Origin of the sequence: Acinetobacter sp. YH12049 (assembly GCF_013419875.1) — a bacterium.
GTDB classification, from domain to species: domain Bacteria; phylum Pseudomonadota; class Gammaproteobacteria; order Pseudomonadales; family Moraxellaceae; genus Acinetobacter; species Acinetobacter amyesii.
In genome coordinates this window covers 23,756-36,326 of the sequence record NZ_VOZH01000002.1, presented here as the reverse complement: position 1 = coordinate 36,326, position 12,571 = coordinate 23,756, and the positions used below count along the sequence as shown (strand labels likewise).

12 protein-coding genes are annotated in these 12,571 nt (G+C 41.2%); 2 read left to right on the top strand and 10 right to left on the bottom strand.

Features of this window, described 5'->3' with window-relative positions; all coding sequences use genetic code 11:
• Position 1: 1 nt before the first annotated feature.
• The 8 genes from msbA to FTU05_RS00970 form a co-directional block, all read right to left on the bottom strand.
• Positions 2-1,729, bottom strand: a complete 1,728-nt coding sequence (msbA, locus tag FTU05_RS01005; protein ID WP_180163952.1) for a lipid A export permease/ATP-binding protein MsbA — start codon at positions 1,727-1,729, stop codon at positions 2-4.
• Positions 1,729-2,151 carry a biopolymer transporter ExbD gene (locus tag FTU05_RS01000; RefSeq protein WP_180010301.1) on the bottom strand — a complete coding sequence of 141 codons (423 nt, stop codon included), beginning with the start codon at positions 2,149-2,151 and terminating at the stop codon, positions 1,729-1,731. Before FTU05_RS01000 ends, msbA begins: the two co-directional genes overlap by 1 nt.
• A 13-nt stretch (positions 2,152-2,164) precedes the next feature.
• Complete coding sequence (locus FTU05_RS00995) at positions 2,165-2,806, bottom strand: MotA/TolQ/ExbB proton channel family protein (protein WP_180163950.1); 642 nt, start codon at positions 2,804-2,806, stop codon at positions 2,165-2,167.
• Between the two features lie 31 nt (positions 2,807-2,837).
• Positions 2,838-3,725, bottom strand: a complete 888-nt coding sequence (locus tag FTU05_RS00990; RefSeq protein WP_111885065.1) for a ParB/RepB/Spo0J family partition protein — start codon at positions 3,723-3,725, stop codon at positions 2,838-2,840.
• Positions 3,722-4,504: a ParA family protein gene (locus FTU05_RS00985; protein ID WP_078188958.1), complete on the bottom strand. Its 783-nt coding sequence runs from the start codon at positions 4,502-4,504 to the stop codon at positions 3,722-3,724. Before FTU05_RS00985 ends, FTU05_RS00990 begins: the two co-directional genes overlap by 4 nt.
• A gap of 24 nt (positions 4,505-4,528) precedes the next feature.
• Positions 4,529-5,161 (bottom strand): 16S rRNA (guanine(527)-N(7))-methyltransferase RsmG, encoded by a 633-nt coding sequence (gene rsmG / locus FTU05_RS00980; protein ID WP_180163948.1) that lies wholly within the window; start codon positions 5,159-5,161, stop codon positions 4,529-4,531.
• An 84-nt stretch (positions 5,162-5,245) separates the two neighbouring features.
• Positions 5,246-5,935, bottom strand: a complete 690-nt coding sequence (murU, locus tag FTU05_RS00975; protein WP_180010300.1) for an N-acetylmuramate alpha-1-phosphate uridylyltransferase MurU — start codon at positions 5,933-5,935, stop codon at positions 5,246-5,248.
• The gene (locus FTU05_RS00970; RefSeq protein ID WP_180163946.1) at positions 5,935-6,948 is read right to left on the bottom strand and encodes an aminoglycoside phosphotransferase family protein; all 1,014 of its coding nucleotides are present in this window, start codon (positions 6,946-6,948) and stop codon (positions 5,935-5,937) included. Before FTU05_RS00970 ends, murU begins: the two co-directional genes overlap by 1 nt.
• A 120-nt stretch (positions 6,949-7,068) precedes the next feature.
• On the opposite strand from FTU05_RS00970, the gene FTU05_RS00965 reads away from it, so the two are divergent.
• Together FTU05_RS00965 and FTU05_RS00960 are read left to right on the top strand one after the other, a co-directional pair.
• The gene (locus FTU05_RS00965; protein ID WP_180163944.1) at positions 7,069-9,540 is read left to right on the top strand and encodes an LPS-assembly protein LptD; all 2,472 of its coding nucleotides are present in this window, start codon (positions 7,069-7,071) and stop codon (positions 9,538-9,540) included.
• Complete coding sequence (locus FTU05_RS00960; protein ID WP_180163942.1) at positions 9,540-10,847, top strand: peptidylprolyl isomerase; 1,308 nt, start codon at positions 9,540-9,542, stop codon at positions 10,845-10,847. The genes FTU05_RS00965 and FTU05_RS00960 overlap by 1 nt, the downstream gene beginning before the upstream one ends.
• Before the next feature lie 169 nt (positions 10,848-11,016).
• On the opposite strand, the gene hfq is transcribed toward FTU05_RS00960, so the two are convergent.
• Together hfq and miaA are read right to left on the bottom strand one after the other, a co-directional pair.
• Complete coding sequence (gene hfq, locus FTU05_RS00955; RefSeq protein ID WP_180163940.1) at positions 11,017-11,529, bottom strand: RNA chaperone Hfq; 513 nt, start codon at positions 11,527-11,529, stop codon at positions 11,017-11,019.
• A 92-nt stretch (positions 11,530-11,621) separates the two neighbouring features.
• A complete protein-coding gene (miaA, locus tag FTU05_RS00950) occupies positions 11,622-12,566 on the bottom strand; it encodes a tRNA (adenosine(37)-N6)-dimethylallyltransferase MiaA (RefSeq protein WP_180163938.1) in 945 nt (314 codons plus the stop codon).
• Between the last annotated feature and the right edge of the window lie 5 nt (positions 12,567-12,571).

Below are 12,571 nucleotides of genomic sequence, written 5' to 3'. Positions count from 1 at the left end.
CTTAATTTTCCTCAAAATTACGCTGATGAAGTTGGTAATATGCACCACGTTGTGCCATCAGTTCCGCATGTGAACCTTGTTCAATAATACGCCCTTTATCCATCACCACAATACAGTCTGCATTTTCAATGGTCGATAAACGATGCGCAATCACGATCGTGGTACGATCTTGCATCGCAGCGTCAAATGCTTGCTGAATGAAAAATTCAGATTCGTTATCGAGCGCACTGGTCGCTTCATCTAAAATTAAAATCGGTGCATTTTTCAAAATCGCACGCGCAATCGCAATCCGTTGACGTTGACCACCAGACAGATTTAAACCTTGGGCACCCAACGGCGTGTCATAACCTTGCGGTAAATCCATAATAAAATCATGTGCAAATGCAGCTTTAGCAGCAGCAATGACATGTTCATCTGTTGCATGCTCGAGCTGTCCATAAGCAATATTTTCACGCACAGTACGGTTAAACAAAACCACTTGCTGATTGACCATCGAAATCTGAGTACGCAAGCTATTGAGCTCTATGTCGTGAATATCATGCTGATCAAGCAACAATTGGCCTGAGGATACCTCTTGGTAACGCACCAACAGATTGACCAGTGAGGTTTTACCTGCACCTGAACGCCCAACCAATGCAACAGTTTGCCCTGCATTCACTTTTAAATTGAAGTCATGAATCGCATGGTGACCATCGGCATAGATCAAATTAACATTTTTAAATTCGACATCACCTTTCAAAGCAGGCTTCAGCGTGCCGTTATTTACTTCTTCAGGCATATCAAGCAATTCAAAAACTGAATAAGCTGCTGCCATGCCTCGTTGTAGTTTTTCATTGACATCCGTTAAGGTTTTAATCGGCTTACTCAGCATACCTGCGGCAGTGATATACGCTACAAACTCACCTGCTGTTGTATCTTGTAGAATCTCTGGGCGTAGCGCGATATACATCACGATACTGAGCGCGATCGACATAATCAGCTGAACAATTGGGCTATTGAGTTGCTGCACCACAACCATTTTTAAGCCGCGGCGTAAGTTCTCCATTGAGCTTTCATAAAAACGTTTTTGTTCATAATCTTGCCCTGCAAAGCCCTTCACTACCAAGTTGCCTTGTACTGTCTCTTGCACCACATGGTTAACGTCACCCATGGTACTTTGTACTTGCATGGATAATTTACGCATGCGTTTCGACGCTTTACGAATGATCAGCCCAATAATTGGGCCAAAAATTAAAATACATAGAGTTAAACGCCAGTTGGTATACAGCAAATAACCCAATAATGCGATGGTAATCAGACCCTGTTGTACAATCGTTTTCAGTGACTCAGATGATGCTGCCGTCAACTGTTCAACGTTATACATAATTTTTGCAGTGATATGACCGCTCGAATTATCTAAATAATATTGCGAAGGCAAACGCATGAGTTTTGCGAACACTTGCTGACGAATATTAAAGATTAAGTTTCGAGAAATCACTGCGGTAAAGTATCCCCCCATGAACAAACCGAGTCCACGGAAGAACATCAATAAAACCACCAAGAGTGGAAATAAGGTTGTAAAGCTTTGATCTTTGTTTTGAATGGCTTCAATAATGCGTTCCAATAATTTTGCGACAGAAACTTCTGTCGCAGCATTAATACCGAAACCAAGCAAAACCAGCAGGCCGATTCCCCAAAAAGGTTTTAAATAACTTAATAGGCGTAAATAGACCTTAAAATCGTGCTTCACTAATAACCTCGAGTTGGAACTTTAGTACTGATGTTGACATTCACAAATCCAAGTTGACCTGCAACATCCATCACCCGAATCACATCTTGATGTGTTGCTTTTGCATCTGCGGCAATCACAAACATTAAATCACGACGATCATTGGCTGTCTGTTTAATTGCAGTATTCAAATCAGAAACTTCTTTACTGGCCAATGACTGACCATTGACAGAATAATGGCCTGATGAATCCACCACAACTTCAATTTTTTGATCATAGTTTTTAGGTGGAACACCTTGTGCATCTGGCAAAGTGAGGTTCATTCGACTCATCTGATTAAAGGTAGTCGAGAGCAACAAGAACACCAAAATAAACATCAAACAGTCAATCATCGGTGTGAGGTTGATATGAATATCTTCAACCTGACGACGTTTAAATTTCATGCGCAGTCTCCACTCAGCTGGCTTTCTGAATGTCCTGACTTTCTACTTCAGGTGTTTTTTTATAAAACAAAGCGGCATGAAATAATGTCGACTGCTGTTCTAACTCAGCCACATATTCCTGAACCAAACGTTGGAAATAACGATGCGCAAATAATGCAGGCACAGCAATTAACATACCGGCAGCAGTGGTAATCAAGGCTTTAGAAATACCAGGCATCATCAACACTGGATCACTATTGGTACCAATATCAATCATTAAGAATGCTTCAATGATACCGATCACCGTACCCAACAAACCTAGTAACGGTGCAACAGCACTTAACGTTCCCAAAAAGTTGATATTTTTTTCTAAATAACCAATTTCTTGTGACGCTGTGACTTCCATTTGCGCACGTGCATATTGCTCGTTTTGATCTTTACTGACATAACCTGCATCCAAGACTCGACCCAATGTACTTTGCTGTAAAGTTGGACTTTGCTTTAGCTGCTGCACGACATCTTTCACCGATGTGTTTACATTCATCATCAGGTCTTTTGGTAACACAATTGATTTCTTTAAACGAATAAAGCGCTCAATGGTAATGGCTACCGTAAAGATCGAACAAATGACGAGCGGGATCATTAACCACCCGCCCGCTTTGACTAATTCCCACATTTGATTTTCCCCAATAAATCGAATTTAAAAATTATTCAGCTAGACAAATATTTAAAATGCCATCTAGCTCTTCAAGAGTATGGTAGCTAATCACCAGCTTGCCTTTCCCTTGTTTATTATGATCAATTTTCACGTCTGCACTGAAACGATCAGAGAGACGTTGTGTTAGTTGTTGAATGTCTGATGAAACAATTGGTTTAGCTTTTTGTTGTTTTGGTGCATTCAAATCACGAACAAATTGTTCGGTTTGACGTACAGACATACTTTTTTCAATCACCATTTCAGCAACTTTAAGCTGATCTTTGGCTTTTAACGTCAAGATCGCACGTGCATGCCCCATATCGAGCAAACCTTGCTGCATAAAGTCTTTGACTTGATCCGCTAAAGATAAGAGGCGTAGCAAGTTACTAATTGTGGTACGTGCTTTACCTACCGTATCGGCAATCTCTTGATGACTTAAACCAAACTCGTCATGGAAGCGTTGTAAAGCCATGGCTTGATCGATTGGGTTCAAATCTTGACGTTGAATGTTTTCAATCAATGCCAATGCAATTGCCACTTGGTCACTCAAGTCACGAACAATGGCAGGAACTTCAGTTAAGCCTGCAAGCTGTGCCGCACGCCAACGACGCTCACCGGCAATAATTTCGTAGGGATGCTTTTCATCTTCGACAGGACGAATCACGATTGGTTGCATGACACCATGCTTTTCAATCGATGCAGCAAGTTCTTGTAAATCTTGTTCTTTAATGAAACGACGCGGTTGATACTCGCCGCGTTTCAATAAATGCACATCAATTTGTTTTAACTGTCCATGATCTAAAGCTTTTGCTTCGAGCTGTAGTTTTTCTTTTTGGATTGAGCCGAGTAAGGCATCCAGACCACGACCTTTAGCCAGTCCGCGTTTTTTTACGGTCATGCTTTAGTTCCTTTTTTTACTTTGGTTTTTTTTAACATCTCAGCTGCCAAGTTCAAATAAGCAACTGCACCCTTCGAGCTTTTTTCAAAATAAATTACTGGTAAACCGTGCGCAGGCGCTTCAGCCAAACGAATATTTCGCGGAATGACCGTGTCATAAAGTTTCTGACCGAAGTATTGTTCAAGCTCAGCAGACACATCACGTGTTAAGGCATTACGCGCATCGTACATGGTACGAAGCACACCCACGATCTCTAGATCTGGGTTTAAAGCTTGCTGAATACGGTCAATGGTTTGGGTTAAGTCAGCCAAACCTTCCAATGCATAATATTCACACTGCATTGGAATCAGCACCGCACGTACCGCTGCAAGTGCATTGACAGTGATCAAACTTAAACTTGGCGCACAATCGACAATAATATAGTCGAAGTCTTTTTCAACACTTGCCAACGCTTCACGCAAAATAAACTCACGACCGTCTTGATCCGCAATCGCCAGTTCAACACCGGCCAAGTCACGGTTTGCACCTAAAACTTTATAGCCCACTTCCGCTTTATATATGGCGGTTTCAATCGGCACTTCGCCGAGTAAGACATCTGTGACTGAATACAGCAAATCATTTTTTTGAATGCCCGAACCCATCGTGGCATTGCCTTGTGAATCCATGTCCACAAGTAAAACTCGTTTTTTTAATATGGCTAAAGATGCAGCCAAGTTCACAGCCGTTGTGGTTTTACCTACGCCACCCTTTTGGTTTGCAATCGCAATAATTTGAGCCATGGTAACCCCAGTCCTTTGAAAATTTTAAATACGTTTAAGAAAAATTAAATGACGTTGCTCATCAAGTCGTGGAACGTTTAATGCAACGATATCAATCTTGAAATCACTTTTCAGTGTTTCAACTTCTTCTTCAGGAATTAAGCCTTTCATCGACGCAATAATACTTTGCTCATGCATATACGGTTTAGACGCATCCACAAAATCGGTTAACGATGCAAAAGCACGACTGGTAATCACATCAAACTGACCCAGTTCATTAATGCTGTCTTCATTTTCGACACGTGTTTGTACCGCAATGACATTTTTTAGTTTTAAGTCAGCAATAAATTGTTTTAAGAATCGAATTTTTTTACCGTTGGCATCTAAAAGCACACATTCACGTTCAGGCTGACACAGTGCAATGATCATGCCCGGCATGCCACCACCCGTACCGATATCCAATAAACGACCTGCAGGCAAATCATTTAGGATACTTAAGCTATCCAATAAATGCTTAACCAACATTTCTTTAGGATCACGAATAGCAGTCAAGTTATACGCTTTGTTCCACAGCACTAGGGCATCTTGGTATTTCAGCAATAGATTTAATGCTTCTTCACTCAAATCTAAGCCAAGCTTTTGACTACCTTGCTTTAAGTCTTGAAAAAAAGGATGCATAAAGAAGACATCTCAATAAAAATTAACTGAAGTATACCGATTTCTAAGCCGTGGAACAGTAGCTAACGCTTAGCGAATATGCACTTAATCGTACATGCCTTGGCGAATCTGTAGATCTAGATCACTTAAACGCTCAGGTGTGCCAACATCAACCCACGCAGTTTGCATTTTCTCTGCAGAAATTTTTCCATCCAACATAGCTTGTTTCAATAAAGGTGCGAGCGGACGCTTGCCAGCTTCCAATCCATTAAACATGTTTGGATGTATAACTGCGATTCCGCTATAGGTGAGTGCCTCGCCTGCATGTTCTTGCTCAAAGGTATAACTACGCCCAGCATCCAAGATAAAATCACCCTTTGGATGTTGCGTTGGGTTAGTCACATAGACCAAGTGTGCCAAGTCATCTTTTAGCTCAATATTGAGCAAAGCTGAAAAATCGTAGGTCGTCCAAACGTCACCATTGACTAAAATAAACGGTTCTGTCCCAAGCAAAGGTAAAGCATTAATAATGCCACCGGCTGTTTCCAGACCTTCCGCTTCACGTGTCCAACGAATATCTACACCAAACTGCGAACCATCACCCAAAGTACCAATCAGGATATCTGCAAGCCATGCAGAATTGATGATGATTTCAGTGACACCTATTTTTTTTAACTTTTCTATATGCCAAACAATCAGTGGTTTTCCACCCACTTCAAGCAAAGGCTTTGGCTTATACAATGTTAAAGGGCGCATCCGATTTCCGAGACCCGCCGCTAAAATCATGGCTTTCATTATGCAACAACCTCATAAGTGCCGTATTTGGCTTCAAATTTCGGCAATACTTTAGCCTGAATAAATTGCATAAAAGGTTGTAATTCTGCATACGGTTTACTTTCTTCAAGTAAATACCACATCACACGCGGCAAATCTTTGAGATAACCCGATTTACCATCACGCTCAAATAAGCGCACAAAAATACCTAAAATTTTGATATGACGTTGAATCGCCATCAGGTCAGCGTCTTGTTTGAATTGCTCAAAGTTACGACCTTCTTTAGCCGATGCAGGTAGCAAATCATAGAACGTTTTAAACCATGCATAAACGCGATCTGCATTCCACTGCACATAGGCATCACGTGTAATAGAAATCAAATCATAAGTATCTGCACCAATCACAGCATCCTGGAAGTCAATCACACCCTGATCTTGCTCACCATCAAGTACCATCAAATTACGGCTATGAAAATCACGATGCACAATCACTTGAGGCTGAGCCAATGCAGCATTGGCTAAGATAGCAAAGGTACGTTTAATCAGTGCCGATTCTTCTTCAGTAGGCTGCACTTGTAGAGATGGCAATAACCAATCGGTTAACAGCTCCATTTCAGAAATCAGCTTTTCATAGGCATATGCAGGAAAATGAGCAGTTCCATCAATTGACTGCAATTGAATCAACTGTTTAAAACTTTGAGCATAATGTGCGTCTACGGTTTGATCATTCAACAACGTGGACAATAAAACATCACCAAAATCCTCTAACAATAAGAAGCCTTGATCAAGGTCTTTGGCCACGATATGTGGTACACGCACGCCATGTGCATCAAAAAATTCATCAATCGACACAAAAGGACCACAATCTTCTTTTTCTGGTGGTGCATCCATGAGCATAAATGTTTTATTATTCAATTTGATTCGTGCATAACGACGGAAGCTTGCATCGCCTGCTAAGAAGTTAATTTCAAATTGATCTGAATCGAGTACAGATGAAATCCATGTTTGTATCAATTGTTCACGTTGTGTATTCATTTGCGATAAATTCTAATACAGGCTGAGTTTTTAAAGTGCTAAGTGTAGCTACTTATCAACTTTTTCTCTATGATGCGACAATAATTAATTGCGATTAAGCATACCTGGTTAATGAGACAAATGAAGCATCAGTTTAAATTTAATCCTTTAGCGACTGCGATCTTAACCCTTCTATGTGGTAGCTCGTTACCAAGCTATGCAGCACCTGTTTCAAACCCGTCCACGGATGACGATACAGAACAACTCAAACAAAGCATTTCAGAAGCTTATCCGGGGCAGCAGTTCTTCGAACAATATTATGTCGATAAATCTGCACCTGAAGCACAGATTCGCAACACCAATCAATTAAGTTCTGCGTTTTGTACAGGCACCTGGATTACCCCAGTTGCTCCAACAACGAAAGCAGTCGCACCTGAAGATGCAACCTCTACCATTACCGCAGACTATGGTCATTTTGACCCGAATGGCGACTCCATTCTTGAAGGTAATGTTCTGATTGACCAAGAAGGTCGTCAAATTCGTGCCGATCAAATCAAAATTGATAAAACCCAAACCTACGCCAATGCTTCTGGCCGCGTACAAATGGCACAGTCTGGGCTGATTTCTCAAAGTGATTCGATTGATTACAATTTAAAAACCCAACAGGGTGATTTAAATAACAGTTTCTTTATTGCTGAACAGCAGCATGCACACGGTCGCGCTGAGAAAATTTCACGTACTTCAACCGAAACACTCGAATTAGAAAACGCTGTTTATACCACTTGTCCACCCGATGAAAAACCAACGTGGAAAATTCAAGCAGACAAAATTAAGCTGAATCAAGAAACCGGTCGTGGCGAAACCAAGGGGACAACACTTTATGTAAAAGATGTTCCTGTGATGGCTGTACCCTACTTCAACTTCCCGATTGATGACCGCCGTACCACAGGTATTTTGACCCCAAGCTTTGGTTTTACCAATGATGGCGGTATTGAACTTGCAGTACCAGTTTACCTAAACCTTGCGCCAAACTATGATGCTACAGTAACACCACGTTATATTGCAGACCGTGGCGCAATGATGGAAGGTGAATTCCGTTATTTGACCAAAAACTTTGGTTCAGGGATGGTGTGGGGGGGTTATTTACCATCCGACCAAAAGTATGATGATCAGGATCGTAAAGACTTACATTTCCTACATAACTGGAAAATTAACGATCAATTCACGACAAATTTAGAATACAATTATGCATCTGATAAAGACTATTTCTCAGATCTCAATAATAATCCAAACTCAAAAACTGACCTGAACTTACGCCGTGCATGGGAACTCAATTATAAAAATGGTATCCCTGGCCTAAAAGCACAGCTTAAAGTGGAAGACTTCCAAACACTGGATAAAACTGTCAGTGATGAAGACCGTCCATATGCGCGCTTGCCACAATTCCTACTGAACTACAAGACTGGTAATCCGCTCGGCTTACAGTACGAATTTAACAATGATACGGCTTACTTCAAAAAGAACTTACGTAGCAACGATATTCCAAGCAGCACTGTCGATTCGCCAATGTATGAGCCAAGCGGCGCGCGTATTTATAACGACTTTAGTGTACGTTATAACTATCGTACCCCATGGTCATTTGTGATTCCTGAAGCAACGATTCGTAACGTCAACACCATTTACGATCAAGACACCGTTAATGCACAAAACATTAGTTCATCAAATGAAAGTAAATCGGTCGTTGTACCGCAATTCACTTTAGATGCGGGTCTTGTGATGGAGCGCGAAGGTCGTTATCTACAAACCTTAACGCCTCGCTTCTTCTATGCGTATTCTCCATACAAAAACCAAGACACTAACCCGAACTTTGACTCAACCACAGCGTCAATTAACTATGACCAATTATTTAGCCCGCGTCGCTTCTACGGTAATGACCGTTTAGAAGACAACAACTTCGCATCTCTAGGTTTAAGCTATAGTTTATTTGATGATGTAGGTCTTGAGCGTTTAAAAGCCAGTGTTGGTCAAAGCTTCTATTTTGAAGACCGTCGCGTCACGCTAAACAACGTCTCTGATAAATTTGATACCGAACGCCATACTGGCCCTGTCGTGAGCATTTCTAGCCAGCTATCTGACAGCATCAGTGTCAATGCCAATTCTGCATGGATGGCGAATGGTGATAATGCTCAGCGCGATATTCAAATGTATTACACAGGAAATAAAGGCAATTTATACAATGTCGGTTATTTCTATCGTAAAGACATTCCGAACCGCCAAGACAGCTATGACCAAGCAGTAGCATCGTTTATTCAACCTATTCACAATAACTGGCGTATTATCGGTCATGCACAATATGACCTCGACAACAGTATTGCGCGTGAATATTTACTTGGTGTGAACTACGAGTCATGCTGCTGGGGTGTTTCAGTGTATGGTCGTTCGTACTATAACGATTTAGATGATGTAACATCTTCAGATGTTAAACCAAAACGTGCCATTATGGCGGAGTTCACCCTAAAAGGTTTAGGTGGCTTCAACAATAAATTAACCTCTTTGCTTGAAAACCGAGTGTTGGGTTTTAACAATATTAATCAATCTTGGACAGAACGTTAATGAAGACAAAACAGTTAAAACAAATTTTTAAAGCGTCAGCTTTGGCACTTTGCCTATCGACTTCTGTATCTGTATTTGCTGCTGCGCAACCTAAAGATGAAATTGTAGCTGTCGTTGACAATAGCGTGATTCTTCGTAGTGATCTTGATCAAAGCATTGCCGAGATCACTCACCAACTTCAAGCAAAAAAACAAACCGTCCCACCGACCGAATACTTGCAGCAACAAGCTTTAGAACAGCTAATTACGCGCCAAGCACAGCTTGAACAAGTGAAACGATATAATGTCAAAGCGGATGAAAAATCGCTCAATGAAGCCGTACTTAAAGTTGCAAAAGACGCAGGTTCTCCAAGCTTAGAAGCATTTCAGCAAAAATTAGATGCTGTTGCGCCAAATACCTATGCTGGTTTACGTGCACGTATCGCTGAAGACATCGCGTTACAACGCCTACGCCAACAGTTAGTCACTTCTCGCATTCAAATCAGTGACCAAGATGTGAAAAACTTCTTAAGCTCACCACAAGGTCAAGCAGCACTAGGTAATCAAGTTCATGTCTTACATGTACGCGTTGCTAGCAGTGATAATGCCGTTAAAATCGCGGAAGACATTCGTAAAGAACTGGCAGCAAGTAACGATGTTAAAGCAATTACCAGCAAATACAGCACTAAAGACATTAAAGTTGACGGTGCAGATATGGGCTTCCGCAACTTATCTGATATTCCAGATGAGCTTGCTGCACGTGTAGCACCTTTACAAGTCGGTCAAACCACTGAACTGATTTCAGTACGTGATGGCGTTCATGTTTTAAAATTAGTCGACCGTAAAGGTGGCGAACAAAAAGCCATTGTTCCTCAATACCAAACTCGCCATATCTTGATTCAACCATCTGAAGTGGTGAGTCCTGAAAACGCAAAACAAATGATCGACAGCTTGTATAACCGCCTGCAAAAAGGTGAAGATTTTGCAGTCTTGGCTTCAACATTCTCGAATGACACAGGTTCTGCTGCCAATGGTGGTAGTTTAGGTTGGGTTAGCCCAGGTGTTATGGTTCCAGAATTTGAAGCGATGATGAAATCAACTGCGAAAGGTGAAATCAGCAAACCCTTCCAATCTCAGTTTGGTTGGCATATCCTGCAAGTGACCGATACACGTCAACAAGACATGACACATGAAGTACAAGAACGTATGGCACGTCAGATTTTAGGTGAGCGTCAATTTGACACTGAACTGGACAGCTGGTTACGTGAAATTCGCAACAATGCCTATGTTGAAATTAAAGACCCTGCTCTAGATCGTAAAAAGAAATAAGTGAATAAACAAAAAACCAGCTTCGGCTGGTTTTTTATGTCGATTCTTATCATTATTCAGCGTTGTAGTAATTATTAGTTGTAGTAATTATTAAAAAACCAGTATTTAAACCATCTACTCTTTTTATAGGCAAAAAAAACCTCCCATTTGGGAGGTTTTTTTAACTCAATTAACGATTGTTGTTTTCGTCGTCTTGAGCATCTTCAAATTTAGTTTCGCCATCAAAACCAGCATTTTGACCGCCGAAGCCACTTTGACCGCCGAAGCCACCTTGACCACCGAAGCCACCTTGACCACCGAAGCCACCTTGACCACCAAAGCCACTTTGACCACCGAAGCCACCTTGACCACCGAAGCCACCTTGACCACCGAAGCCACCTTGACCACCAAAGCCGCCTTGTTGACCACCGCCGAAGCCGCCTTGTTGACCACCGAAGCCAGCAGCGCCTTGAGCACCAGCAGGAGCACCAGCAGGACGTGGGTTACGTGCTGGAACAACAGTTGAAATAGCGTGTTTGTAAACCATTTGGCTTACAGTATTTTTTAATAAAACAACGTATTGGTCGAAAGATTCAATATGACCTTGCAATTTAATACCGTTTACAAGGAAGATCGACACTGGAATACGTTCTTTACGGAGAGAATTTAAGAACGGATCTTGTAAAGTTTGACCTTTAGACATGTTATAACTCCAAAAAATAATAAAAATCAGCGCAAAAGCTACCTTTACTTTTCAATTAAAAATTATCAAAAAGGTAGTCTGTAAATTTTGCTTTATCCGTAGCACTTTCGCAAGTCTTCTTGAGCCTGCTGCGCAGTTAAATATGTAGTAAATTTATGCGTTTCTTGCAAAGATCTTAACCAAGTATATTGACGTTTTGCAAGTTGTCGTGTTGCAAAAAGTGCCTTATCCTCCATTTCACGCTGTTTTTCGCTACTTTGATCACTATTTTTCAAAAAATCTAAAGCTTGACGATATCCAACTGAGCGCATAGAGGGTAAATTTTCATCTAAATCGTATTTTTCAATGAGAGCTTTCACTTCATTTAAAAATCCAATTTCCCACATTATTTTTAGACGTCGAGCTATACGCTCATGTAATTCTAATCGGTCGGGCAATAATGCGTAATTATGAAAATTGTATCGGTATGGTACGTTTTTAGGTTGCTCAGCTTGTAACTGCGTAATGGGTTTACCGGTTAACTTAAAAACTTCGAGCGCACGGATAATTCGTTGCTTATCACTCGGTTTAAATTTTTCACCTGCCAATGGGTCGACATGGCACAATTCTGCATATACAGCATCCCAACCTTGCGACTCAGCTTTGGCTTCAATTTCAGCACGTACAGCATAGTCTGCACTTGGTAAATTTGAAGACAACCCTTCCAATAAAGCCTTGTAATACAACATCGTACCACCGACTAATATCGGTGTTTTACCTCGTGCATGCATATCATCAATCAGCACACAGGCATCTTCCACAAAGTTCGCTGCCGAATACACTTCTAGCGGACTGATAATATCAATCAAATGATGTGGATATTTCTCCAACTCAGCTTTACTCGGCTTGGCCGTACCAATATCCATATCCTGAAAAACCAAAGCAGAATCGACTGAAATTAATTCGAATCCACCTTGCTCGTATAACTCACATGCCAAGGCGGTTTTACCGCTTGCAGTTGGTCCCATTAAGTTGATGACCGGCAATTGATTTGACATGTAAA

Excerpts from the sequence above, each read along its gene's own strand:
- FTU05_RS00995 (WP_180163950.1), bottom strand. The coding sequence starts at position 2,806 with ATGTGGGAATTAGTCAAAGCGGGCGGGTGGTTAATGATCCCGCTCGTC.
- hfq (WP_180163940.1), bottom strand. The coding sequence starts at position 11,529 with ATGTCTAAAGGTCAAACTTTACAAGATCCGTTCTTAAATTCTCTCCGT.
- rsmG (WP_180163948.1), bottom strand. The coding sequence starts at position 5,161 with ATGCATCCTTTTTTTCAAGACTTAAAGCAAGGTAGTCAAAAGCTTGGC.
- FTU05_RS00970 (WP_180163946.1), bottom strand. The coding sequence starts at position 6,948 with ATGAATACACAACGTGAACAATTGATACAAACATGGATTTCATCTGTA.
- FTU05_RS01000 (WP_180010301.1), bottom strand. The coding sequence starts at position 2,151 with ATGAAATTTAAACGTCGTCAGGTTGAAGATATTCATATCAACCTCACA.
- FTU05_RS00990 (WP_111885065.1), bottom strand. The coding sequence starts at position 3,725 with ATGACCGTAAAAAAACGCGGACTGGCTAAAGGTCGTGGTCTGGATGCC.
- miaA (WP_180163938.1), bottom strand. The coding sequence starts at position 12,566 with ATGTCAAATCAATTGCCGGTCATCAACTTAATGGGACCAACTGCAAGC.
- FTU05_RS00985 (WP_078188958.1), bottom strand. The coding sequence starts at position 4,504 with ATGGCTCAAATTATTGCGATTGCAAACCAAAAGGGTGGCGTAGGTAAA.
- murU (WP_180010300.1), bottom strand. The coding sequence starts at position 5,935 with ATGAAAGCCATGATTTTAGCGGCGGGTCTCGGAAATCGGATGCGCCCT.
- FTU05_RS00965 (WP_180163944.1), top strand. The coding sequence starts at position 7,069 with ATGAAGCATCAGTTTAAATTTAATCCTTTAGCGACTGCGATCTTAACC.
- FTU05_RS00960 (WP_180163942.1), top strand. The coding sequence starts at position 9,540 with ATGAAGACAAAACAGTTAAAACAAATTTTTAAAGCGTCAGCTTTGGCA.